This window comes from Massilia sp. TWR1-2-2, from assembly GCF_049897565.1.
Taxonomy (GTDB): Bacteria; Pseudomonadota; Gammaproteobacteria; order Burkholderiales; family Burkholderiaceae_D; genus JAFCUW01.
Genome location: NZ_JAFCWM010000023.1, coordinates 26,181 through 50,312, shown reverse-complemented (window position 1 = coordinate 50,312; position 24,132 = coordinate 26,181). Strand labels below are relative to the sequence as shown.

The 24,132-nt window shown below is 64.1% G+C and carries 21 protein-coding genes and 4 pseudogenes; 15 read left to right on the top strand and 10 right to left on the bottom strand.

The window, feature by feature from the left end; all coding sequences use genetic code 11:
* Positions 1-53: 53 nt before the first annotated feature.
* The 4 genes and pseudogenes from zwf to ACP7DD_RS19850 all read left to right on the top strand — a co-directional run bounded on the left by zwf (position 54) and on the right by ACP7DD_RS19850 (position 4,027).
* The gene (gene zwf, locus ACP7DD_RS19865; protein ID WP_426176522.1) at positions 54-1,520 is read left to right on the top strand and encodes a glucose-6-phosphate dehydrogenase; all 1,467 of its coding nucleotides are present in this window, start codon (positions 54-56) and stop codon (positions 1,518-1,520) included.
* Entirely contained in the window at positions 1,520-2,374 is an 855-nt protein-coding gene (locus ACP7DD_RS19860; protein ID WP_426176521.1) for an SIS domain-containing protein, read from the top strand. Before zwf ends, ACP7DD_RS19860 begins: the two co-directional genes overlap by 1 nt.
* 253 nt (positions 2,375-2,627) lie before the next feature.
* A pseudogene (locus tag ACP7DD_RS19855) lies at positions 2,628-3,331 on the top strand (C4-dicarboxylate ABC transporter); the annotation flags it as partial.
* Positions 3,332-3,418: 87 nt separating this feature from the next.
* A pseudogene (locus ACP7DD_RS19850) lies at positions 3,419-4,027 on the top strand (TRAP transporter small permease subunit).
* 29 nt (positions 4,028-4,056) lie between these two features.
* Here the strand turns inward: ACP7DD_RS19850 and ACP7DD_RS19845 are convergent.
* Both ACP7DD_RS19845 and ACP7DD_RS19840 read right to left on the bottom strand, forming a co-directional pair.
* Positions 4,057-4,580 (bottom strand): annotated as a pseudogene (locus ACP7DD_RS19845) (glutathione S-transferase family protein).
* A 9-nt stretch (positions 4,581-4,589) separates the two neighbouring features.
* The gene (locus ACP7DD_RS19840; RefSeq protein ID WP_426176520.1) at positions 4,590-4,712 is read right to left on the bottom strand and encodes a hypothetical protein; all 123 of its coding nucleotides are present in this window, start codon (positions 4,710-4,712) and stop codon (positions 4,590-4,592) included.
* Between the two features lie 145 nt (positions 4,713-4,857).
* Here ACP7DD_RS19840 and ACP7DD_RS19835 point away from each other — a divergent pair, with 145 nt between their 5' ends.
* A complete protein-coding gene (locus ACP7DD_RS19835; RefSeq protein ID WP_426176519.1) occupies positions 4,858-5,358 on the top strand; it encodes a GAF domain-containing protein in 501 nt (166 codons plus the stop codon).
* A gap of 63 nt (positions 5,359-5,421) precedes the next feature.
* Here ACP7DD_RS19835 and ACP7DD_RS19830 read toward each other — a convergent pair whose 3' ends face one another.
* On the bottom strand, positions 5,422-5,928 hold the full coding sequence (locus tag ACP7DD_RS19830) for a porin family protein (protein WP_426176518.1): 507 nt from the start codon (positions 5,926-5,928) through the stop codon (positions 5,422-5,424).
* A 172-nt stretch (positions 5,929-6,100) separates the two neighbouring features.
* Between ACP7DD_RS19830 and ACP7DD_RS19825 the strand changes: the two are divergent.
* Positions 6,101-6,253, top strand: a pseudogene (locus ACP7DD_RS19825) (IS1595 family transposase); the annotation flags it as partial.
* A 113-nt stretch (positions 6,254-6,366) separates the two neighbouring features.
* Here the strand turns inward: ACP7DD_RS19825 and ACP7DD_RS19820 are convergent.
* Positions 6,367-6,768, bottom strand: a complete 402-nt coding sequence (locus ACP7DD_RS19820; RefSeq protein WP_426176517.1) for a hypothetical protein — start codon at positions 6,766-6,768, stop codon at positions 6,367-6,369.
* Positions 6,769-6,976: 208 nt separating this feature from the next.
* On the opposite strand from ACP7DD_RS19820, the gene tal reads away from it, so the two are divergent.
* From tal to ACP7DD_RS19805, 3 genes are all read left to right on the top strand, one after another.
* Entirely contained in the window at positions 6,977-7,909 is a 933-nt protein-coding gene (gene tal, locus ACP7DD_RS19815; RefSeq protein WP_426176516.1) for a transaldolase, read from the top strand.
* A 234-nt stretch (positions 7,910-8,143) separates the two neighbouring features.
* Positions 8,144-8,740, top strand: a complete 597-nt coding sequence (locus ACP7DD_RS19810) for a DUF4360 domain-containing protein (RefSeq protein WP_099791217.1) — start codon at positions 8,144-8,146, stop codon at positions 8,738-8,740.
* 76 nt (positions 8,741-8,816) lie between these two features.
* On the top strand, positions 8,817-9,380 hold the full coding sequence (locus ACP7DD_RS19805; protein ID WP_426176515.1) for a DUF4360 domain-containing protein: 564 nt from the start codon (positions 8,817-8,819) through the stop codon (positions 9,378-9,380).
* A gap of 62 nt (positions 9,381-9,442) precedes the next feature.
* On the opposite strand, the gene ACP7DD_RS19800 is transcribed toward ACP7DD_RS19805, so the two are convergent.
* The gene (locus tag ACP7DD_RS19800; RefSeq protein WP_426176514.1) at positions 9,443-10,057 is read right to left on the bottom strand and encodes a TetR family transcriptional regulator; all 615 of its coding nucleotides are present in this window, start codon (positions 10,055-10,057) and stop codon (positions 9,443-9,445) included.
* Between the two features lie 165 nt (positions 10,058-10,222).
* On the opposite strand from ACP7DD_RS19800, the gene ACP7DD_RS19795 reads away from it, so the two are divergent.
* The 4 genes from ACP7DD_RS19795 to ACP7DD_RS19780 all read left to right on the top strand — a co-directional run bounded on the left by ACP7DD_RS19795 (position 10,223) and on the right by ACP7DD_RS19780 (position 17,762).
* Entirely contained in the window at positions 10,223-11,389 is a 1,167-nt protein-coding gene (locus ACP7DD_RS19795; protein WP_426176513.1) for an efflux RND transporter periplasmic adaptor subunit, read from the top strand.
* Positions 11,390-11,410: 21 nt separating this feature from the next.
* Positions 11,411-14,569 (top strand): efflux RND transporter permease subunit, encoded by a 3,159-nt coding sequence (locus tag ACP7DD_RS19790; RefSeq protein ID WP_426176512.1) that lies wholly within the window; start codon positions 11,411-11,413, stop codon positions 14,567-14,569.
* Positions 14,569-15,969 carry an efflux transporter outer membrane subunit gene (locus ACP7DD_RS19785; protein WP_426176511.1) on the top strand — a complete coding sequence of 467 codons (1,401 nt, stop codon included), beginning with the start codon at positions 14,569-14,571 and terminating at the stop codon, positions 15,967-15,969. The genes ACP7DD_RS19790 and ACP7DD_RS19785 overlap by 1 nt, the downstream gene beginning before the upstream one ends.
* Positions 15,970-16,157: 188 nt before the next feature.
* Positions 16,158-17,762 carry a methyl-accepting chemotaxis protein gene (locus tag ACP7DD_RS19780; RefSeq protein ID WP_426176510.1) on the top strand — a complete coding sequence of 535 codons (1,605 nt, stop codon included), beginning with the start codon at positions 16,158-16,160 and terminating at the stop codon, positions 17,760-17,762.
* A gap of 54 nt (positions 17,763-17,816) precedes the next feature.
* Here ACP7DD_RS19780 and hemW read toward each other — a convergent pair whose 3' ends face one another.
* From hemW to ACP7DD_RS19755, 5 genes are all read right to left on the bottom strand, one after another.
* Complete coding sequence (gene hemW, locus ACP7DD_RS19775; RefSeq protein ID WP_426176509.1) at positions 17,817-19,052, bottom strand: radical SAM family heme chaperone HemW; 1,236 nt, start codon at positions 19,050-19,052, stop codon at positions 17,817-17,819.
* Positions 19,049-19,633, bottom strand: a complete 585-nt coding sequence (gene rdgB, locus ACP7DD_RS19770; protein WP_426176508.1) for an RdgB/HAM1 family non-canonical purine NTP pyrophosphatase — start codon at positions 19,631-19,633, stop codon at positions 19,049-19,051. The genes hemW and rdgB overlap by 4 nt, the downstream gene beginning before the upstream one ends.
* A gap of 61 nt (positions 19,634-19,694) precedes the next feature.
* Positions 19,695-20,423 (bottom strand): ribonuclease PH, encoded by a 729-nt coding sequence (gene rph / locus ACP7DD_RS19765; protein ID WP_426176507.1) that lies wholly within the window; start codon positions 20,421-20,423, stop codon positions 19,695-19,697.
* A 20-nt stretch (positions 20,424-20,443) separates the two neighbouring features.
* Entirely contained in the window at positions 20,444-21,394 is a 951-nt protein-coding gene (locus ACP7DD_RS19760; protein WP_426176506.1) for a PP2C family protein-serine/threonine phosphatase, read from the bottom strand.
* Between the two features lie 14 nt (positions 21,395-21,408).
* Complete coding sequence (locus tag ACP7DD_RS19755; RefSeq protein WP_426176505.1) at positions 21,409-22,392, bottom strand: serine/threonine protein kinase; 984 nt, start codon at positions 22,390-22,392, stop codon at positions 21,409-21,411.
* 102 nt (positions 22,393-22,494) lie between these two features.
* On the opposite strand from ACP7DD_RS19755, the gene ACP7DD_RS19750 reads away from it, so the two are divergent.
* Both ACP7DD_RS19750 and gmk read left to right on the top strand, forming a co-directional pair.
* The gene (locus ACP7DD_RS19750; protein WP_426176554.1) at positions 22,495-23,382 is read left to right on the top strand and encodes a YicC/YloC family endoribonuclease; all 888 of its coding nucleotides are present in this window, start codon (positions 22,495-22,497) and stop codon (positions 23,380-23,382) included.
* A gap of 79 nt (positions 23,383-23,461) precedes the next feature.
* Positions 23,462-24,109, top strand: a complete 648-nt coding sequence (gene gmk / locus ACP7DD_RS19745) for a guanylate kinase (RefSeq protein WP_426176504.1) — start codon at positions 23,462-23,464, stop codon at positions 24,107-24,109.
* The last annotated feature ends 23 nt before the right edge of the window (positions 24,110-24,132 follow it).

Genomic DNA, 24,132 nt, shown 5'->3' with positions numbered 1-24,132 from the left:
GGGCGCGATAGCGGCATCATCCAACCGGCTCCTTTTTTTGCGATCACACTACTATGGCTCTTAACGATTTTGACCTCGTCCTGTTTGGCGGCAGCGGCGACCTGGCGATGCGCAAGCTGCTGCCGGCTATGTACTCGCGCAACGTCGCCGGCGACCTGCCGGACGGATCGCGCATTATCTGCGTCGGCCGCCACCAGTGGTCGCAGGAAGAATTTCTGCGGGAAGTCGAGACCACGTCGAAGCCGCACGTCAAGTCGCCGGCCGAGCCGCAATGGGCGCAGTTCCTCGAGCGCGTGGTGTACGTCACGCTCGACGCGACCAACGTCGCCAGTTACGGCGCGCTGGCCGACGCCCTGCGCAAGGACGCCAGCCTGACGCGCGTGTACTACCTGGCCACGCCGCCGCACCTGTTCGCGCAGATCTGCGACAACCTCGCGGAGGCCAAGCTGGTGACGCCGAATTCGCGCGTGGTGCTGGAAAAGCCGCTCGGGCGCGACCTCGCCAGCGCCAAGCGGATCAACGCCGAAGTGGGCAAGGTGTTCGCCGAATCGCAGATTTACCGTATCGACCACTACCTTGGCAAGGAGACCGTGCAGAACCTGCTGGCGCTGCGCTTCGGGAACATCCTGTTCGAGCCGCTGTGGCGCCGCGAATGGATTTCCGACGTCCAGATCACCATCGCCGAGAAGATCGGCGTGGGCAACCGGATGGGTTACTACGACACCTCGGGCGCGCTGCGCGACATGCTGCAAAATCACCTGCTGCAGCTGCTGTGCATCGTCGCGATGGAGCCGCCGACGTCGATCTCGTCGGATGCCGTGCGCGACGCCAAGTTGCAGGTACTGCGGTCGCTGAAGCGCTTCACGCCGACCACGCTGGCGCAGAACATCGTGCGCGGCCAGTACCGAGCCGGCCACGTCGAAGGCCAGGCGGTACCGAGCTACCGCGACGAGCCGGACGCGCCGGAAAAATCGAGCACCGAGACCTTCGTCGCGCTGAAGGCGGAGATCGATACCTGGCGCTGGGCCGGCGTGCCGTTCTATCTGCGCACCGGCAAACGGATGGCCGACCGGCTGGCCGAGATTGTCGTGCGCTTCAAGCCGATTCCGCATTCGATCTTCAACCAGCCGACATCGAGCTTCCAGCCAAACAGCCTGGTGATCCGACTGCAGCCTGACGAGGGCCTTTCGCTGAACCTGATGGCCAAGACGCCGGGCGACAGCATGCGCCTGAAGCAGGCCGAGCTCGAACTCGACTTCCGCGAGCAGTTCAAGACGCCGCGCATGGACGCGTACGAGCGCCTGCTGCTCGACGTGCTGCGCGGCCAGCTGACGCTGTTCATGCGTGGCGACGAACTGGAAGCGGCGTGGGAATGGGTCGAGCCGATCCTCGACTACTGGGAGCAGGACGACAGCAATCCGACGCCGTACACGGCCGGTACCTGGGGACCGGCTGCGGCCAGCGCGCTGATTGGGCGTGATGGACTGCAGTGGCGCGAAGAAGCGTTACCGGAGGACTAATGCTTCTAGACTCGATCCGTACTCAGCTCGACACGCTCTCCAAGTCGGAGCGCAAGGTCGCGCTGGCGGTGTTGGAACAGCCTTCGGCCACGGTAAGCCAGAACATCACGGCGCTCGCCAAAAGCGCGCAGGTGTCCGAACCGACCGTGGTGCGTTTTTGCCGCACGCTGGGCTACGATGGCTGGCACGAATTCAAGCTGAAGCTGGCGCAAGGCCTGGCGCTGGCGCTGCCTGGCGTGAGCGAGCAGCCGGCCCAGGACGACCTGGCGTCGGACCTGGTCAACAAGATCTGCAGCCGCTCGATCAACACCCTGCTCGACCTGCGCAACAACCTCAATCCGGAAGCGATCCAGAAGGCGCTCGATATTCTGTCGCGCGCGAACAAGATCGAGTTCTACGGCCAGGGCACATCGGGTATCGTTGCCGCCGACGCGCAGCACAAGTTCTTCCGCTCCGGCGTGCCGACGGTCGCATATGCCGACCCGAACATCCACAGCATCGCCGCGGCGCTGCTGCACGGCGGCGATGCGGTGGTGGCCATTTCGCAGCGCGGCAACAGCCCGGCGCTGGTGCGCTCTGTGAAGCTGGCCCGCCGCGGCGGCGCTGATGTCATCGTCCTCGCGCCGTCGGGCACGCCGCTGGCGGAACTGGCGACGGTGCTCATTCCGATCGATCTGGTATTTAACACCGATCCCTACACGCCGATTTCGGCGCGGCTGGCGTATTTGGTGGTGATAGACGTGCTGGCTGTTGGCCTGGCGCTGCAGCGCGGTCCCGAGTTTCGCAAGAAGATGCAGAATGCCCAGAAGGCGTTGCAGGAATTCGACATGCAGTTCGATTCGTTTATTGGCTGACCTTGTCAGCCAACGGATTTCGATCCGTGCGGAGGCACCACGGTCCATGCCGCGCATGTCGAGCAGCAGCGCGCCTTCGCCGAACTGCTGCCCGCCCATCGCATGGCGGCCGCCACAGATCGAGACCGGCAGGCCGCGGGCCGCAGTGTCGGCAATTGCCGCCTGAATGCCGGCCGCGCTGCGCGGGAAGATCATGTCGGCGACACGGTTGGCGTTCTGCAAGGAGTGCACATCGTTGACCAGCAATTCGGCGGTGCACAACTCGATCGGCGCCAACGTGGTCTCCTACCTTACCGGCCCGATGCCGACCCAGCCGCTGGGCTGGTTCAAGAAACCGATCACCAGGCAGGAAGACTTGAAAGGCATGAAGTTCCGCACCAACGGCCTGGCGATCGACCTGTTTACCGCCATGGGCGCGGCGGTCAATGCCTTGCCCGGCGGCGAGATCGTGCCGGCCATGGACCGCGGCCTGCTCGATGGCGCCGAGTTCAACAACGCCTCCTCCGACCTCCTGCTCGGCTTCCCCGACGTCTCCAAGGTGTGCATGCTGCAAAGCTTCCATCAAAGCTCGGAACAATTTGAAATTTCTTTCAACAAGACCAAGTTCAACGCGTTGCCGCCGAAGATAAAGACGATCATCGACAACGCCGTCGAGGCGTCGTCGGCCGACATGTCGTGGAAGGCAATCAACCGCTACTCCCAGGATTACCAGCAGTTGCAGTCCAAGCACGGCGTGAAGTTCTACAAGACGCCGGACGCGCTGCTGCAGCAGCAACTAATGGTCTGGGACACGGTGGTGGCCAAGAAAGGCGCCGACAATGCGCTGTTTCGCGAAGTGGAAAATCGCAGCGCGACTTTGCCGAGCGCGCCATGAAGTGGGACATGGACACCAACAATCCACGCCGCATGACCTACAACCACTACTTCGCCCGCAAAGCGGCGCCGAAGAAGGCGTAACAGCGCCGTCCTGGGCGCCAAGAAAAGCTCCTTCCGGCGCCGCCGGACGGAGCGCTCGCGTGCGGCCCGTGTACCAGCAGTAGCTCAATGCAGAACGTATTGTTTTTTGTCGACAGGCTCAGCAGTTGGATAGGCCAGGCATTTTCCTGGCTGATCGTCGCCCTCACCTTCCTGATCAGCTGGGAAGTGTTCTCGCGCTACGCCTTCAACAATCCAAATCCGTGGGCCTTCGACCTGATGATCATGATGTAGGGCGCCGCATTCATGATGGCCGGCGCCTACACGCTTGCCAAGAACGGCCACGTACGGGGCGACGTACTGTACAGTTTCTTCCCGCCGCGCCTGCAAGCGGGGCTCGACTTGCTGCTGTATTTCGTTTTTTTCATTCCCGGCGTGGTGGCGCTGGTGTGGGCCGGCTACGCCTACGCCGCCGAGTCGCTTGCAATTAACGAACACTCGACCCTCACCGCCAACGGACCGCCGCGGTACCCATTCAAGATGGTGATCCCGATATCGGGCGCCTTGCTGCTGCTGCAAGGTCTGGTCGAGGTTGCCCGCTGCATCATTTGCCTGCGCACGGGCGCCTGGCCGGCGCGCGAACGCGACGTCGAAGAAGTCGAGCGAGACCGGGCCCGCCCGTTCCCAGGCAAAGCGCCGCACCGAATACTGCACGCCGTACAGACTTGCGCAATATAAAAGCAATGGCACATCTCATTGCACTCATTTCAATCAACACTCGTTTGGCTTGCGTGGTAAGCCCCCAATTGGGCAGAAAAAGAGCGCTGGTAGGCAGGCCGTGCTTCACCGCGGGCGACTAACGCGGCAAGGTTTGCATAGTCGTCCAGAATGCCCGATGAGCGCAACCTGAGCAGCACCGACACCATCAGCAGGCGCCGGCACTGAACGCGCCGTCTAGCGATTCGGCATCGCCCAGGCGCCGCGAAAGCTGGCCGAGCCGCTGGCGAACGCGATCGTCCATCAGCGGCAGGCGGTCCGCGTACCAAGGCTTGTCGCGCTCCGTGATCATGGCGCCGGTCAGTTCAAGGATCGGCGGTTCCACCGTATTGAGTGCGGCAAACATCCAGGTGATCGCGCGGGCCCGGGCATTCGGCGCGTGCGGCAGCAAGCCGGCATGGCGCTCGGCGATATGAAACACGATGGCGCCCGTTTCGAAAATCGCCAGATCGCCTTCCTCGTAGGTCGGAAGCTGCCCGAAAGGATGCAGTGCCAGGTGCGCCGGCTCCTTGATCGCATTGAATCACAGCAGGCGCACTTCGTACGGCTCCCCTGCTTCTTCCAGCGCCCAGCGAACGCGCGTGTCGCGCGCCAGTCCTTTGCCGCGATCGGGCGATGCTTCAAAGGCGGTGATGGTAATCGTCATTCGGCGGCTCCTTGGGCCGAATCAGCTAAATGGGTTGGCAAAGTATAAGCAACTACCCGCTGTCACCGCCAAGTCGGCTGCCGCGCCCGCTCGATGGCAGCCCGATCAGATAAAATAGCTGTTTCGAAACCAAGCCACTACGACCATGCACATCACTCCCGCCGCCAGCACCAAGCCCGACTACGCAATGCTGGTACGCCAGGTCGACAGCATCCTCGAAGGCGAGCGCGACCTGACTGCCAACGCGGCGCAGTTCTCGGCCTTCATCTACGACACCATCGCTGAACTGAACTGGGCGGGTTTCTACCTGACGCGCCCGGCCAAAAAGGGCAATGGCCAGGAACTGCTGGTCGGCCCGTTCCAGGGCAAGGTTGCGTGTGCGCGGATCCCGTTCGGGCGCGGCGTGTGCGGCGCCGCGGCAGCTGAACAGCGCACGATGCTGGTGGCGGACGTGCATGCGTTTCCCGGCCACATTGCGTGCGACTCGGCCTCGAATGCCGAAATCGTTATTCCGCTGATGAAAGACGGCGTGGTGCTGGGGGTGTTCGACATCGACAGCCCGACGATGAACCGGTTCAGCGAGGAAGACCAGGCGGGACTGGAAGCGCTGGTCCACGCGTTCATGGCAGCCACTGATTTTATTTGAGCAAGAGGCGGACGGCGCCGATCGGCGGCCGGGCGCCGTCCTGTAGAGACAACGAAGCGGTCGTTAGAACTTGTACGACACGCCGATGCTGACGTTGCTCGAATCGCTGCTTGGCTTCTGGACTTCAACGCGCGCGGCAATCTTGGCGTTGAACGCGTAGCCGACGCCGACGCCGTACAGCACGCCGTTGGTCGAGTCGGCAGCGCTGAAACCGGAAACGCTGCCTTTCGCTTCCAGGTGGTTGTAGCCAAGGCGGCCGAACACGTTGAAACCGCTCGACAGCGGCAGCGTACCGATGAACGATACAGCGGTCTGGTTCAGCTTGACGCCGACCTTGGTGCCGCTGACGACGGTGTCGAAGTCAGCCAGGCTGCGGTAGCCGAGTTCTACTGCCATGTTCTGGTGGAACTGATAGCCGATGAAGCCGCCGAAGCTGGTCTCGCGGTCGGAGAAACCGTCGAGCTTGGTCGAGCCGACGTCGACGCCGGCGTAGACCGATGGATTCTCAGCAGCGAACGACGAGGTCGACAGGATTGCCAGTGCGGCGGCGAAAGCGATCTTCTTCAACATGGTAAAGCCCTTTAGAGAATTCAAAAAAAGGCCGGCCGATGGCAACCATTGTCCGGCGGGCCGCATTATTGCACAGTTTTGCCGCAAAGCAATTACGAGCCAGATTTCTGCTCAAGAAAAATAGCTATGTCACCGTTAGGCGGGGGATTTTGAACTACCGCCCAACCGTTCGCTTGCGGGCATCACCGAAGCGGACGAGACATATTTGCTCGAGTCAAAAAAGGGATCGCGCTGCCTGGACCGGCCGGCGCGCCGTCGTGGCGGATCGGCCCGGCGACGCGGCATCTCGCGTGAGCACGACTATATCCTGGTGGCCCGTGACCGCTGCCTGGCGCCGGCCGTCGCCGCCGATATCGCGCTGGTCACCGACTCTTGGCGGTGACATAGCCAAAAAAAACCCCTGAAACCAGGGGCTTTTTTCGCTCCGCGGAAGCGAACTTACATGCTCGCCGCTTTAGCCGCCTTGGCTGCCTTGGCCGCCTCGGTGGTGCCGCCGGCTGACGAGTGGTCGTTCGCCTCGCCCGTGACCGGCGCTTTTACCTTGCCGCTTTTGACCTTGTCGCCCATTGGCTTGACCTTCGGGGTACCGGTCCGGGTGGCGTTGGGCGACGTGTGATCATTTGCCTCGCCTACTTTGGGCGCCTTCACCGCGCCGCTCTCGCGGGCGTGATTCATTGGCCTCACCTTGCCCTCCGGGCGCTTCTCGGCGCCGGCCGACGTATGGTCGTTCGCCTCGCCGGTGACCGGCGCCGCCTTTTGCGCCTGGGCAGAGAATGCGCCCAGCAGGACGACGGTGGCGGAAACGCCGAGCAGTGACTTGATGACGGTATTTTTGAACATGTGTATCTCCTGAAGAGGTGAATGGAAGGAACAAGCCTGGGAGAAAATTAATTGGAATTAACAAGCCCAGGCCAGTGTAACGTTGGCAACTACTGCGCAGCGCGCGTTTGCAATCGGGCAACTTATGGCGCTCGCCAAAGCGCGCACCAACCGCCCTGGCCCTGCTTGGTACAATACAACCTCGACTACCATCAACGGCGTGCACACCATGAATCAACTCGAACAGCTCAAGCAATTCACCACCGTCGTCGCCGATACGGGCGACTTTCAGTCGATCAAGGCGTACGCGCCGCGCGATGCGACCACCAACCCATCGCTGATCTTGAAGGCGGTGCAAAAGCCTGAATACCGCCCGTTGCTGGAACAGGCCGTGCGCGACTTCCCCGACCTGTCGACCGGCGACGTGATCGACCGTGTACTGATCGCTTTCGGCGTCGAGATCCTGAAGATCATTCCGGGCCGCGTCTCCACCGAGATCGATGCGCGCCTGTCGTTCGATACGGAAGCGACCGTGGCCAAGGGCCGCGAGCTGATCGCGCTGTACCAGGCGGCCGGCATCGGCCGCGAGCGCGTGCTGATCAAGATAGCGTCGACTTGGGAAGGCATCCGCGCCGCCGAGATCCTCGAACGCGACGGCATCCGCTGCAACATGACCTTGCTGTTCGCGCTGCCGCAGGCAATCGCCTGCGCCGAAGCCGGCGCCCAGCTGATCTCGCCGTTCGTCGGCCGCATCTACGACTGGTACAAGAAATCGACCGGCATCGAATACACCGGCGCGGACGACCCGGGCGTGCAGTCGGTCAAGCGCATCTATAACTACTACCGCAAGTTCGGCTACAAGACCGAGGTGATGGGCGCGAGTTTCCGCAACACGTCGCAGATCCTGGAACTGGCCGGCTGCGACCTGCTGACCATTTCGCCGGACCTGCTGCAACAGATGGCCGACACCGAAGCGCCGGTCGCGCGCAAGCTGGCCAAGGACGCCGCCGGCGTCTCGGTCGACAAGGTGTCGATCGACGAAAAAACGTTCCGCTTCATGATGAATGAAGACGCCATGGCAACCGAAAAACTGGCCGAAGGCATCCGCGCGTTCTGCGCCGATTCGGGCAAACTGAAGCAAATCATCGCCGGCATGCGCTAGCGCGAGCGTCACGTGCAGCTGGCAAGGCCAGCTTGCATGCATGGCGATACGGCGCGAGCTGCACTCTGGCGTCGTCTGCAGCACGGATGTATTTACCAACGCTTACAGATGACACACGCGAAATACACCTGAGATATGTCTCGGCGGCTATTGTTCCTCCACGCACTCGGCTCAACCGCAGGTTGAAGCCAGGCGCGATAGCCTTCCGCAGTTCATCCTCTCAAGGAGATTTCCATGAAATCAGGTGTTTTCGTATTCTCAGCCCTCATCCTTTCGGCCCCGGCGTTCGCGGCGAATGACATTTCTCTTGGCACGCCTGGTTACGGCGGCACCGGTTGCCCTTCAGGATCCGTGTCGGCCACCCTTAGCCCGGACGCCAAATCCCTAAGCCTGCTGTTCGATCAGTACCAGGTCGCCGTCGGTGGCACCACCGGCAAGAGCTTCGATCGCAAGAGCTGCAACATCGCCATTCCCGTGCACGTGCCGCAAGGGATGAGCGTTGCGGTGATGAAGATCGACTACCGCGGCTTTAACCGATTGCCGGCAATGGCGTCGTCGCAGTTCAATGTCGAATACTTCTTCGCCGGCACCAGGGGCCCCGCATTTACGCGCAGCTTCCGCGGCGTGCTCGACGAGGACTACCTGATCAACAACGAATTGGTCGCCGAGTCGATGGTCTGGTCCGGATGCGGCGCCGACGTCAACTTGCGGACCAATTCGAGCATGAAGGTGCAGACCTCTGCCAATAAAGAAGCGGTTTCCTCGATCGATTCGCAGGACGTCAATGCCGGCATCATTTACCAGCTGCAATGGCGCAAGTGCGGCAGCTGATCAGCTGCCGATCCGGTTGGCCCCCGCGCGGGCCACATTCACGACCAGGAGGATCACCATGAGGTCGAAAATAGCGATGTTGCTGGCATGTGGTGCAGTATTTGCGCTACCGGCGCAGGCGGCGCAGGATGGTTGTCCTCAGGGCAGTTATTCGGTGGTCGTCTCCCCCGACCATACCACCCTCAGCATCTTGTTCGACAAGTTCCACCTCGACGGCGGCGGCGCCGCATCGGCCGCCGGCGGCACCGTGAGCAGGCTGTGCCATATTGAACATCCGCTGATGCTCCCGGCCAATATGTCGCTGGGCGTGTACAAGGTGGACTACCGCGGATTTGCCAAGCTCGCGGCGAACGAGCAAGCGTCCCTCGAGGTCCGCTATGCGCTGAGCCCGCACGGCAATGAGCAGGGCCGCGTGTTCCGGCGCAAGGTCAAGGGCGCGCACGACGGCGACTATCTGTTTTCTGAAAACCTCGGCGCAGGGCAGATGAAGCGGGTCGGATGCGGCGCCGGCGCCAAGCTCGACATCACTATCGCCCTGGCGCTCACTGCTGGCGGCGAGGCAATGGCATCGCTCGACACCAGCGATGGTGTGGGGGCGGCAATGGTCTATCACCTGAATCTGAAAAAATGCGACGCGTAGTGTGCAGGCGCTGCCCGCTTGTGTTGCACTAGATTCTCCGCGCCCGTGCGGCCGCTGCACTGCTACGGTGCGCGGATCGATCGCAGGTGGGTATCGACGATCCGTGCGCCCAACGCAGCCAGATCGAACGCCTGCTGGTCCAGCAGCCAGGCGCGCAGCAGGCCGTCGACGATCGCCCATAACCCCAGCGCCACCGCGTAAGGGTCGACGTCGCCGCTTACCTGACCGTTCGCCTTGGCCTGGCGAACACGCGCTTCCGCGCGATCCATCCACGCCTGCTGATTCTGCTGCCGGCGTTCCCGCACCGCGTTCAGTTCATCGGTAAATTCCAGTTTCAGCGTCGCAATCTCGAACACCGCGCGCGCCTTCGGGTCCGTCACCGTCACCCGAAACACGCACATCACGTTCTCGCGCAGTGCTTCGAGCGGATCGGCCGCGTTGGCCTCCTCGCGCAGCATGGCTGACTCGAGCGGCATCTTGACCCGTTCCATCATGGCGTTGAACATCGCGCCCTTGTCGAGGAAGTGCCAGTAGATTGCGCCGCGCGTCACGCCCGCCGCCGTTGCGATATGCTGCAGGGTCGTCCCTGACACCCCCTGCTTTACGAACAACTTCTCCGCCGCATCTAAAATGCTGTCGCGAGTCGCCAACGCATCTTCCTTGGTCCTGCGTGCCATCGACATCCTTTCGTTCTTGGGGCCCTGCAACGCTTAACATACAGTCGTGATAGTATATATCAAATTCGACAAATGCCAGCGATGCGGGCGCCTATCCGGTGCCTGCCCCGCCGATACCATAAGGATGCACCCGCAATGCGCCACGCCCACCCCTCCACTTTGTCCATGACGCGCATCGCCGTCTGTACCCTCGCGGCACTGGCCGCCCTGACCGCTTGCGGCCCGAAAGACGCTGCCGCACCCGGCGGCGCCCGGCCGGCGCCTGAAGTCGGCGTCATCGTCACAAAATTTGAACCGGTCGCGCTGCAGACCGAGCTGCCGGCGCGCGTCGAGCCGGTGCGCGTGGCCCAGGTCCGCGCCCGCGTCAACGGCGTCGTGCTCAAGCGCACGTTCCAGGAAGGCAGCGAAGTCAAGGCGGGCCAGACGCTGTTCCAGATCGATCCGGCGCCGTACCAGGCCGCGCTCAACAGCGCCCGCGCCAACGTCGGCAAGGCCGAAGCAAACCTGCACCAGGCCGCCACCCAGGCCGCGCGCTACAAGCCGCTGGTCGAGGCGAACGCCGTCAGCAAGCAGGAATACGTCAATATCGTCGCTGCCCAGAAATCGGCGGAAGCGGACGTCGCGGCGCAGCGCGCGGCGTTGCAGATCGCCCAGATCAACACCGGCTACGCCAACGTGCAGGCGCCGATTGCCGGGCGCATCGGCCGCGCGCTGGTCACCGAAGGCGCGCTCGTCAGCGCCACCGAGGCGACCCAGCTGGCGGTGATCCAGCAGACCAGCACCGTGTACCTGAACATTACCCAGTCGGCCACCGACCTGCAGCGCCTGCGCAAGAACGCCGGCAGCAAGCTCGGCGGCGCTCTGCCGGTCACCGTGCTGATGGAAGACGGCGCCGAACTGCCGCGCAAAGGCAAGCTGCTGTTTTCCGACGTGACGGTGGACCCGACCTCGGGACAGGTCACCTTGCGCGCCGAAGTGGCCAACCAGGACGGCCTGCTGTTGCCGGGCCAATATGTGCGCGTGCGCCTGTCGCAGGCTGAGCTGCCGGCGGCGATCTTCGTGCCGCAACAGGCAGTTACCCGCGGCACCCAGGGCGACACCGTCATCGTCGTCGGCGCCGACGGCAAGCCGGCACCGCGCCCGATCAAGATCGGTTCGCAACAAGGCGCGAACTGGATCGTCCTCGAAGGGCTCAAACCAGGCGAGCAAGTCGTCGTCGATGGCTTCCAGAAGATGATGGTGCCGGGCGCCCCGGTCAAGGCCGTGCCATGGACAGCAACGGCGACCGCCGTCGCTGCCGCACCAGCCGCCGCGCCTGCCGCCAGTCGTTAATAAATTTACAGGAATCCCTTCATGGCTCGCTTTTTTATTGACCGCCCGATTTTTGCATGGGTGATCGCATTGTTCATCATGGTGGTGGGCGGCGTGGCAATTACCCAGTTGCCAGTCGCCCAGTACCCTACCGTCGCGCCGCCGTCCATCGTGGTCAGCGCCGCCTATCCGGGCGCGTCCGCCCAGACGCTCGAAGACAGCGTCATCAGCGTCATCGAACGCGAAATGAACGGCTCGCCCGGCCTGATCTACATGGAGTCGATCAGCCAGGCCAACGGCACCGGCTCGCTGACCTTGTCGTTCGAGACCGGCACCAATCCGGAGCTGGCCCAGGTCGACGTGCAGAACCGGCTCGGCCGCGCGTCCCCGCGCCTGCCGCAGGCGGTGGTGCAGCAAGGCGTGCGGGTCGACCAGGCCCGCGCGAACTTCCTGATGTTTACCATCCTGTCGTCGGACGACCCGAAATGGGACCCGATCGCGCTCGGCGACTACGCCTCGCGCACCGTGCTGCCTGAAATCCAGCGCATCAAGGGCGTCGGCCAGGCCCAGCTGTTCGGCACCGAAAAAGCGATGCGCGTCTGGATCGATCCGGCCAAGCTGCAAGGCTTCAGCCTGTCGCCGAACGACGTCAACGCGGCGATCCGCACGCAGAACGCGCAAGTGGCGTCCGGCTCGATCGGCGACCTGCCGCTCGAAGCGGGCCAGACCATTTCAGCCACCGTCGTCGTCACCGGCCAGCTCACCTCGGTCGAGCAGTTCGGCAACATCGTGCTGCGTGCCAATCCGGACGGCTCGACCGTGCGGCTGCGCGACGTCGCCCGCATCGAAATCGGCGGCCAGAGTTATGCCACCGCGGCGCGACTGAACGGCAAGCCGTCGACCGGCATCGGCATCCAGCTGTCGTCGTCGGGCAACGCGCTCGAGACGGCCACGCTGGTCAAGAAGCGCATGGCAGAACTGTCGAAGTATTTCCCGCCCGGCGTCAAGTATGCGATCCCATTCGACAGCTCGCGCTTTGTCGACATCTCGATCAAGCAAGTGGTCGAAACGCTGGCCGAAGCGATCGTGCTGGTGTTCCTGGTGATGTTCCTGTTCCTGCAGAACTTCCGCTACACCATCATCCCGACCATCGTCGTGCCGGTCGCGCTGCTCGGCTCGCTCGGCGCGCTGCTGGCGCTTGGCTTCTCGATCAACGTGCTGACCATGTTCGGCATGGTGCTGGTGATCGGTATCGTCGTCGATGACGCCATCGTGGTGGTCGAAAACGTCGAGCGCATCATGAGCGAGGAAGGCTTGCCGCCGCTCGAAGCGACGCGCAAGGCGATGGGCCAGATCTCCGGCGCCATCATCGGCGTGACGGTAGTGCTGATGTCGGTGTTCGTGCCGCTGGCGTTCTTCGCCGGCGCGGTCGGTAACATCTACCGCCAGTTCTCGGCGGTGATGGTGTCGGCAATCTTGTTCTCCGCCTTCATGGCGCTGTCGCTGACGCCGGCCCTGTGCGCCCACTTCCTCAAGCCTGTGGAAAAAGGCCACGGCCACGCCAAGACCGGTTTCTTCGGCTGGTTCAACCGCGGCTTCACCCGCACTGCCAAGAACTACGAAGGCTTTGTGGCCGCCACGCTGGGCAGAACCGGCCGCGCGCTGCTGTCGTTCGTGCTGGTGATCGGCGTCGTCGCGCTGATGTTCATCCGCATGCCGTCGTCGTTCCTGCCGAACGAAGACCAGGGCTACATCATCGCCAACATCCAGCTGCCCGCCGGCGCCACCACGCAGCGCACCAGCCGTGTGCTGGCCGACGCCGAAGCGTTCATCATGAAGCAGCCGGAAGTGGCCAACATGGTCGGCGTGGTCGGCTTCAACTTCTCCGGCCAGGGCCAGAACGTGGCGCTCGCCTTCATTCCACTGAAGGACTGGAAGGACCGTTCCGGTCCTGGCCAGGGCGCGCAGGATGTGGCCAACCGCATCACCGGCGCCATGAGTCGCCAGCGCGACTCGTTCGTGTTCGCCCTCTCGCCGCCGCCGATTCCTGAACTCGGACGCGGCACCGGCTTCTCGTTCCGCCTGCAGGACCGCGGTGGACTCGGACGCGACGCGCTGCTCGCCGCGCGCAACCAGATGATGGGCATGGCCAGCCAGAGCAAGATCCTCACCGGCGTGCGTCCTGAGGGACTGGAAGACGCGCCGCAGGTGCAGCTCGACATCGACCGCGACAAGGCCAACGCGCTTGGCGTGTCGTTCGACGCGGTCAACGCAGCGCTGTCGACGACGCTCGGTTCGGCCTACATCAACGACTTCCCGAACGCCGGCCGCCTGCAGCGCGTGGTGGTCCAGGCCGATGCGCCGTCGCGCATGCAGCCGGACGACCTGCTGCGCCTGAACGCGATGAACGCCAAGGGCCAGCCGGTGCCGCTGTCGGCATTTGCCACCACCCGCTGGGTGACCGGCCCGATGCAGACGGTGCGCTACAACGGTTATTCGACGATGCGCCTGTCGGGCGACGCCGCGCCGGGCCACAGTACCGGCCAGGCGCTCGACGAGATGGAACGCCTGGCCGCGCAGCTGCCGGCCGGTTTCGGTTTCGAGTGGACCGGCCAGTCGCGCGAGGAAAAGCTGTCCGGCTCGACCGTGTTCATCCTGCTCGCCTTTGCGATGCTGGCCGTGTTCCTGGCGCTCGCCGCGCTGTACGAAAGCTGGTCGATCCCGGTCGCCGTGCTGCTGGTGGTGCCGCTCGGCGTGCTCGGCGCGCTGCTGGCCGCCACGGCGCGCGGCATGCCCAACGACGTCTACTTCAAGCTTGGCCTGATCACCATCATTGGCCTGGGCGCCAAGAACGCGGTGCTGATCATCGAGTTCGCCAAGGACCTGCAGGCGCAGGGCGTGCCGCTGAAGGAAGCGGTGCTGCGCGCCTGCCACCTGCGCTTCCGCCCGATCCTGATGACGTCGATGGCGTTCATCCTTGGCGTGCTGCCGCTGGTAGTCGCCAGCGGCGCCGGCTCGGCCGGCCAGCGCGCGCTCGGCACCGGCGTCATGGGCGGCATGGTTACCGCGACCGCACTTGGCCTCATTTTCGTGCCGGTGTTCTTCGTGGTGGTACGTAATCTATTCAAAGGCAGCGACCGCCAGCGCAAGAAATATGCGCATCAAGAAGGCGCCGCGCCCGCAATCGAGGAAAAAATATGATGACAAAAATGACTCTCCGTTCCACGCCGCTGATGCTGACGATGGCGCTTGCGCTGTCGGGCTGCATGTCGCTCGCGCCCAGGTATGAGCGGCCGGCGGCGCCGGTGGCCGCGGCGTTCCCCGCCATGGCCAACAGCAGCGCCTCGAACGAAGCGGCCGCCAAGATCGAGTGGCAGCGCTTCTTCGCCGACGCGCGCCTGAAGCAGCTGATCGACCTGGCGCTGGTCAACAACCGCGACCTGCGCGTGGCGATCCTGAATATCGAGCAGGCGCGCGCGCAGTACCAGATCCGCCGCGCCGACCAGTTGCCGACGATCGCCGCAGCAGTTTCCGGCAGCCGCGCGCCGGGCGCCAACGACAGCATCGTCAGCACCTACTCCGCCGGCTTCGGCGTCAGCGCGTTCGAACTGGACCTGTTCGGCCGCGTGCGCAACCTGTCCGAGGCGGCGCTGGCGCAGTTCCTCGCCACCGAGGAAGCGCGCAAGAGCACCCAGATCAGCCTGGTGGCATCGGTCGCCAATACGTACCTGGCGGTGCTGGCCGACGACGAGCTGCTCGAACTGACGCGCCAGACGCTAGGCGCGCGCGAAGAATCGCTCAAGCTGACCCGGCTCAAATACGACAACGGCGTCGTCTCGAACCTCGACTTGCAGCAGGCGCTGTCGCTGGTCGACACGGCGCGCGTGGTGCTGGCGCAGCAGCAGCGCCAGCGCGCGCAGGACGCCAACGTGCTGGTACTGCTGGTCGGTGGACCGCTGCCGGACACGCTCGCCGCCGGCAATACGCTGGCGCAGACGGCGCTGTCGGAGCTGCCGGCCGGCCTGCCGTCGGACCTGCTGTCGGTACGGCCGGACATCCGCGCCGCCGAGCAGCAGCTGATCGGCGCGAACGCCAACATCGGCGCCGCGCGGGCCAACTTCTTCCCGCGCATTTCGCTCACCGGCACCGCCGGCAGCGCCAGCTCGGAGCTGTCGGGCCTGTTCAAGGGCGGCTCGTTCGGCTGGACTTTTGCGCCGCAGGCGGTGCTGCCGATCTTCGACTATGGCCGCAACACGGCCAACCTGGGCAGCGCGCGCGCCGCGCGCGATATCGCCGTCGCCCAGTACGAGCGCAGCATCCAGGTCGCGTTCCGCGAAGTGTCGGATGCGCTGGCCGGCCAGGCCACCTTCGCCGAACAGCTGCGCGCGCAGCGTGCGGTGGCGGCGGCTGAAGCGGAGCGCTTCAAGCTGTCGGACCTGCGCTACCGCGCCGGTGCGTCGTCCTACCTCGACCTGCTCGATGCGCAGCGCTCGCTGTTTGGCGCCCAGCAGGCAGCGGTGCAGGCCAATCTGCAGCGCCTGCAAAACCAGGTCACGCTGTACCGCGTTCTTGGCGGCGGCTGGACCGAGCCGGTACGCTGATCTGATGTGATGTGCCACGCCAGGCCGGAGCTCTCCGGCCTGGCACCCTCGCCGCCCTGTCCTGAGCGGCAATGACGCAAGTTTCCCTAAAACAACACTTGACCCGATATTAGTAGGCCATTTACAGCTGTCGTTGGATAATAATCGCCAAGTGGTATCAATTATCTAACTAAAGAATGGTACATAAAATGTTTTCCAATATTCGAATCGGCTCGCGCCTGGCCGTCGGCTTCGCCCTTGTTCTGCTGCTGTCGATCGCCTCGACGACGTTTGCGCTGATCGCCGCCCGCGACGCTACCGAAGCGACCAGCCGCATGACCGACCTGCCGCTGAAGAAGGAACGCCTGGTCTCCGACTGGTACGTCAACACTTACAACGCCATCAATCGCACAGCGATGATCGCGCGCAGCACCGACGAAACACTGTCGACGGTGTTCGCCAAGCCGATCGCCGACAGCGTCACCAGCACCAGCACGCTCGTCAAGCAGATCGAGCCGCTGCTCACCAACGACAGCGAAAAGGCGATGCTGAAGTCGATTCTCGACCAGCGCGCCCGCTACCAGGCCGCCAAGGTCGAGGTGATGGACGCCAAGAAGGCCGGCGACGCCGAGGGCAGCGTGCGCAAGTTTAACCAATCGTTCATGCCGGCGGCCGACTTGTATTCGGCCCAGCTAAAGAGCCTGCTGTCGCTGCAGCGCAAGTCGATCGACGACTTCGCGCTCGAGCTGGAGTCGTCCAGCGAGCGCTCGTTCAAGCTGCTCGTCGCGCTTGGCGCGCTGGTGGTGCTGCTCGGCACCCTCGCCGCCTACCTGATCACCCGCAGTATCACGCAGCCACTGCGCGCCGCGGTCGACGTCGCCGAGACGGTCGCCAACGGGGACCTCAGCACCGTCTTCAAGGCGGCGCCGCGCGACGAGATCGGCGACCTGATGCGCGCCCTGAAAGGCATGAACGAATCGCTCTTCAAGGTAGTGTCGGAAGTGCAGTCGGGCACCCGCTCGATCGCCACCGCGTCCAATGAAATCGCCGCCGGCAACCTCGACCTGTCGTCGCGTACCGAGCAGCAAGCCAGTTCGCTCGAAGAGACCGCGGCGTCGATGGAAGAACTGACGTCGACGGTGCGGCAGAACGCCGACAACGCCGAGCAGGCCAACCAGCTGGCGCTGACCGCGTCGAGCGTGGCCGAAAAGGGCGGCAACATCGTCGACAAGGTGGTCGACACGATGGGCCGGATCGACGCCGCCTCGCGCAAGATTGTCGACATCATCGGCGTCATCGACGGCATCGCCTTCCAGACCAACATCCTCGCGCTGAACGCGGCGGTGGAAGCTGCGCGCGCCGGCGAACAGGGGCGCGGCTTTGCGGTGGTTGCGTCGGAAGTACGCTCGCTGGCGCAGCGTTCGGCCAGCGCGGCCAAGGAAATCAAGGACCTGATCGGCGACTCGGTCAGCCAGGTCAACATCGGCACCAAGCTGGTGCAGGAAGCCGGCACGACGATGCGCGAGGTGGTCGACAGCGTCGCCCGCGTCAACGACATCATGTCCGAGATCACGTCGGCGAGCAAAGAGCAGCGCATCGGCATCGACCAGGTCAACGAGGCGATCGCCCAGATGGACCAGGTGACGCAGCAGAACGCGGCGCTGGTGGAAGAAGCGGCGGCGGCGGCAGCAAGCCTGGAAGACCAGGCCCAGGGCCTGGCCAACATCGCCGCCGGCTTCAAGCTGGCGAGCGCGCCGGCCGCCGGGCGCCGCCGTCCGGCAGCCGCGATGGAACCGAAACTGCAGCTGACCTGAGCGTCATCCCCGCGAACGCGGCGATCCCATTTCGCAGCGCCGCCGCCAGCTGCCTCAGCCGGCCAGGAACATCTGCTGCAGGTCGTTGAGGAAGCGCTGTCCCAGCTCGGTCGGCCGAATGATCATGTGGTCGCGGTACAGCAGGCCTTTCGCCTCGGCCGCATCGAGCATTGCATCGATCGCGTTGATCCCCATGCCGGTGCGCTCGCCAAACAGGTTCGGCGAAAATCCGCCCGTCAGCCGCAAGGTGTTGAGCATGAACTCGAACCCCATGTCGGCGCGCGCGATCTCGTGCTCTTCCTGCACCGGATTGCCGGCGCGCGCGGCGTTGATGAACGACTCGGGCTGCTTGAAGCGGGCCTGGCGCAGCACCCGGTGCGGGAACGATATCTTCGAATGGGCGCCGGCGCCGATGCCGAGATAATCGCCGAACTCCCAGTAATTGACGTTGTGGCGCCCGCGCCGCCCCGGGCGCGCATACGCCGATACCTCGTAGTGCTCGAACCCGGCCGCCGTCATCGTCGCGGCGATCATGTCCTGCATGTCGGCGCTGGCGTCGTCGTCGGGCAGCACCGGCGGGTACTTGGCGAACACCGTGTTCGGCTCCATCGTCAGGTGGTACAGCGACAAGTGCGGCGGCGCGAACGCCAGCGCGGTGCCCAAGTCTTGGCTGGCCTGCTCCAGCGTCTGCGCCGGCAGCGCGTACATCAGGTCGAGGTTGAAGTTGTCGAAATTGGCGTGCGCGATTTCCACCGCGCGCCGCGCCTCGTTATCATCGTGGATACGGCCGAGCGCTTTCAGGTGGGCGGCGTTGAAACTCTGGATGCCGATCGACAGCCGGTTCACGCCGCTGGCGCGAAACGACTTGAATTTCTCCGCCTCGAACGTGCCGGGATTCGCTTCCATCGTGATCTCGGCGTCGATCTCGAGCGGCAGCAAGGTGCGCACGTCCGACAGCAGGCGGTCGAGCCCCTGCGCCGACATCAGGCTCGGCGTGCCGCCGCCGATGAACACGGTATGGATCTTGCGGCCCCAGATCAGCGGCAGCGACTGTTCCAGGTCGAGCCGCACTGCGTCGAGGTATTCGTGTTCCGGAAAGGCGCCGCGCGCCTCGTGCGAGTTGAAGTCGCAATACGGGCACTTGCGCACGCACCACGGAAAGTGAATGTACAGCGACAGCGGCGGCAGCGCCGTCAGGTTCAGCGCACCTGGCTTGAGGTACTGCAGTGCGCTGGCGGCGGGCGAGCGCGGCGCCGCGGCCGGTGCGCCGACGACTTTGATGGGAATCATTTGAGCTTTCCGACCAGCGCGCGCAGCGCCTGGCCGCGGTGCGACAGGGTGTTCTTTTCCGCCGGCGTCAGTTCGGCGGCCGACTTGCCCAGCACGGGCAGCCAGAAATGCGGATCGTAGCCGAAGCCGTTGGCGCCGCGCGCGGTGGCGCTGATTTCGCCGGCCCAGACGCCGTCGGCAATCACCGGCTGCGGGTCGTCGGCGTGGCGCACATACACCAGCACGCAGTAGTAATAGGCCGACTTGTCGGCGTGCGCTTCGAGGTCGGCGATGACCTTTTCGTTATTGCGCGCGTCCGATTTCGGTTCGCCCGCGTAGCGCGCCGACCACACGCCCGGTGCGCCGCCGAGCGCGCGCACGCACACGCCCGAATCGTCGGCCAGCGCCGGCAGGCCGGTCAGGCGCGACGCGTGGCGCGCCTTTTCGAGCGCGTTCTCGACGAAGGTGGCAAACGGCTCGGCGCATTCGGGCACGCCCAGTTCACCCTGCGCGTGCAGCTCGAAGCCGAGCGGCGCCAGGATCTGGCCGAATTCTTTCAGCTTGCCGGCATTGTTGGAGGCGAGGACGAGGCGTTGGGTCATGGCGGTTCACACTTTGGGGTAAGGCGGTATTTTACCCCCTTCACGCACCAGGCATGGCCGCCTAGATCCCGAGCGCCTGCTTCTGCAAGCGCACCAGGTCGGCGATGCCGCCCTGCGCCAGGTCGAGCAGCCGGTTCATGCCGGCGCGGTCGAACGCGGCGCCCTCGGCCGTGCCCTGCACTTCGATGAAATGGCCCGCCTCGGTCATCACCACGTTCATGTCGGTGTCGCAGCCGGAGTCCTCGACGTAATCGAGATCGAGCACAGGCATGCCCTGGTAGACGCCGACCGAAATCGCAGCCACAAAACTCTTTACCGGCATCGCGTCGATCGCCCCGCGCGCATGCAGCCTGGAGAAGGCGTCGTACGCGGCCACCATCGCGCCGGTGATCGACGCGGTGCGCGTGCCGCCGTCAGCCTGGATGACGTCGCAGTCCAGGTGCAGCGTGCGCTCGCCGAAGGCCTCGAGGTCGAATGCGGCGCGCAACGAGCGGCCGATCAGGCGCTGGATTTCCTGGGTGCGGCCGGACTGCTTGCCGCGCGCGGCCTCGCGGTCCATGCGGGTGTGCGTCGAACGCGGCAGCATGCCGTATTCGGCCGTCAGCCAGCCCTTCCCCTTGCCCTTCAAGAAACCCGGCACCTTGTCTTCGATGCTGGCCGTGCAAATGACCTTGGTGTCGCCGCATTCGATCAGCACCGATCCCTCGGCATGCTTGGTGTATTGTCGCGTCAGGATGATGTCGCGCAGCTGGTCGACTGCGCGCCCGCTCGGGCGGCTTTCAAATGTCATGGCATTCCTTGTGGTGATGGTTATTTGACGACCTGCGTCGACTTCCCGATGGCGTCGCGGATCTCGGCGATCGCCTTCTCGATCTCGTCGTCGTTGAAGGCGTCGATCTCGAGCGGCATGTCCGGCTGCGCCGTGCTCTGGATGGTGGTGCTGACCAGGTTATCGGGCAGCATCTTGGTCGAGATGACGGTGGCCATGTCGGCCGTCAGCGTCGACGGCATTTCGACATCCGGGGAGCCCTGCCACATGATCGCCAGCGCGGTCGTGTTGTCGCTGGTGGCGCCGGCGATGGCGACCGCCTTTTCGATCAGCTCGGGCACCGCGCGCACGATGGTCTGGGTCGACAGGCTGTGCGTGATCTCTTCGTCGGGCAGCATCGCCCACAGGCCGTCGGAGCACAGCAACAGCACGTCGCCGGCCTGCAGGCTGGCCTGGCGCCCCACTTCGATCTTCGGCAGCGACGACGCGCCGACGCAGTTATACAGCTTGTTGCGGTCCGGGTGCGTCGAACGCTCGGACGGATCGGCCAGGCCGCGCGCGATCAGGTGCTCGATGTGCGAATGGTCCACCGTGCGCGCCAGCACCTGGCCGCGCCGCAGCCAGTACAGGCGCGAGTCGCCGCAGTGCGCCCAGATCGCCGTGTTGTGCTGGATCAGGCAGGCCACCACGGTGGTGCGCGGCGTCTCCGGCATGTTGTGATCGAAGCGGTAACGATGGATCTCGTGGTGCGCTGCCATGAACGCCTCCTCGAGGAAGCGCTCGGGCTTCTTGACGTACGGCGTGGCGTGCTTCTGGAACAGCGTCGATATCGTCTGCATCATGATGGTGGCGGCCATTTCGCCGCGCAGGTGGCCACCCATGCCGTCGGCCAGCACCAGCAGCAGCGCGTCGCGCGTGAAGCTGTAGCCCATGCGGTCCTGGTTGACCTTGCGGCCACCGATGTGGCTCTCCTGGTAGACTGAGAATTGCATCGATCGCTCCGAAATCAGGTGTTGGTTTTCTTGCGCCCGAACGCGCCGACGCGTTCGACCAGCGCGCGCCACTGGCCACCGAGTTTATCGGTGGGCGCACAAGGCGCTGCTACAGGCATCGCCGCCTGCAGCACCTTCTGCAGCGCGAATACGCTTTGCGGGCGCGCCAGCGCATCCATGTCCAGGCACGAGCGCACCATCGCCACCAGCTCGGGCGAATAGCTCGCCGCCAGCTTGTCGTAGTGCGGTCCCATCTTGTCTTCCGTCTTGCGCTGGTCGGCCGCCTGCGCCGGCGCGCCGGCCATGCAGGCGAACATCGAGGCGCCAATGCTGTAAATATCCGACCACGGCCCCAGCGTCGCCGCTTTCGAATACAGCTCGGGCGGCGCGAAGCCCGGCGTGTACATCGGCGTCAGCTTCGGCACGTCGGCGTTGATGGTCTGGCGGGCGGCGCCAAAATCGAGCAGGATCGGCGTGCCGTCGGTGCGCAGGTAGATGTTGGCCGGCTTGAGGTCCAGGTGCAGCAGCTTGTTGGCATGGACCTCGCGCAGGCCGCCGCACACGCCGCTGAAAATCTGGCGGATGAACGCCTCGCCCAGTTTGCTGCCCTTGGCGTTCAGGCGCGCGATGTGCTCCTGCAGCGAATAGCCAGATTCATATGCCATCACCATGTACACGGTTTCGTTGGCGCGGAAAAAATTGAGCACTCGCACCACATTCGGGTGGGCGATCATCGCCAGCGCCCGGCCTTCTTCGAAAAAGCACTTCAGGCCGATGCGGTAGACGGGCAGATTCTGCCTGGCGATGACGGGAATGAGCTCGCCCGGCTGGCGCAATGCGAGCGCGCTGGGCAGGTATTCCTTGATGGCGACGGCGTCGCCGTCAGCGTCATACGCGAGATATACAATACTGAACCCACCGGACGCAATTTTCTTTACAATGCGATATCCAGCAATTTCCAGCCCATCGGGCAATGGAGCGTTGTTTTGTGCGGCCATGAGGGGAGTTCCTTGCTTAACACGGCGATTGTGTGGATAAATCACAGCTTTGTAAAGAAAAGATAAAAAACAAAACCGGGGACTCCTTTGAGCATTTCAAGCATGACAGGTTACGCGGTCGCCACCAGCGAAGGCGCCGCCGGCACCCTTACGATCGAGATCAAAAGCGTTAATTCCCGTTTCCTGGACTTGCAGTTCCGTATCAACGACGAACTTCGCGCGCTGGAACCGGACTTGCGCGCTGCGATTATGGCTGCCATTACCCGCGGTAAAGTTGAGGCGCGTCTGAGTTTCGGACGCAAGGTGGCAGGCGGCTCGCAGGTGCTCAACACGGCGATGCTGGCCGACCTGGCGCGCATGCAGAGCGAAGTGGCGCGCCACTTCACCGCCGCGCAGCTGATGTCGGTGGGCGAATTGCTGCGCTGGCCTGGCGTGATCGAAGAAGCGCAAGTGGGCCAGGAATCGCTGCAGGCCGATGTTGCCGCCTTGACAGCACGCACCGTCGCCGCCTTTGTCGACAGCCGCCAGCGCGAAGGCGCCGCGCTCGAAGCGATGCTGCTGACCCGGATCGACGCGATGGACGTCATCGTCAGGCGTATCACGCCGCTGATTCCGCAAGTGATCGCGCAGTTCCAGCAAAAGGCCATCGAGCGCATGCAGGACGCGCTCGGCCTGGCCGGCCACGGCGCCCCATCGACCCTGACGCGCCAGGAGGCGTTCGAGCGGATCCGCCAGGAAGTGACGCTGTACGGCATCCGCATCGACGTCTCGGAAGAGCTGTCCCGCCTGACCGCGCACCTGATGGAAACGCGCCACATCCTCAAAAAAGGCGGCCAGGTCGGCAAGCGGCTCGACTTCATGATGCAGGAACTGAACCGCGAAGCGAACACGCTTGGCGCCAAGGCGTCCGTCAAGGAGCTGGCCGACGCGTCGATGGAACTGAAGCTGCTGATCGAGCAGATGCGCGAGCAGGTGCAGAACCTGGAATAATTGGCAATAAAGTAATAAGTAATAAGTAATAAGTAATACGTAAGAGCGCTTCAAGTCGAAGCGAGAACCGAGGAGTTTTATGAGTATCCAACCCGCCCTCGCCGGCAGCCTGTTCATCGTCGCGGCGCCGTCGGGCGCCGGCAAGTCGACCCTGGTCAACGCCCTGCTGGCCGAAGAACCCGGGATCAAGCTGTCGATCTCGACCACCACGCGCGCACCGCGCCCGGGCGAAACCCACGGCAAGGAGTATTTCTTCACCAGCGCCGACGACTTCGTCGCCCGCGCCGAGGCCGGCGAATTCCTCGAGTGGGCCGAAGTGCACGGCAATTACTACGGCACCTCGCGCCTGATCGTCGAGCATGAAATGAAAACCGGCACCGATATCCTGCTCGAGATCGACTGGCAGGGCGCGCGCCAGGTGCGCAAGCAGTTTCCCACTGCCGCCGGCATCTTCATTTTGCCGCCGTCGATTGCCGCTTTGGAAGAGCGTCTTTACAAGCGCGGCCAGGACGAACCGCACGTCATTACCAAGCGCCTGCTGGCCGCCGGCGGCGAGATCGCTCACGCTCCGGAGTTCGAGTATGCTATTATCAATGAAGAGTTCAACGTCGCCTTGTCCGAGATGAGAGCGATTGTCAGAGCGACACGAGCCCGCTTTCCACAGCAAGCCGCGCGTAACGCCTCGCTTTTTGCCCAACTGGGTATCCATGCGCTGCAGTCGTCGTAACCCATCCGTTCGGCACACACATC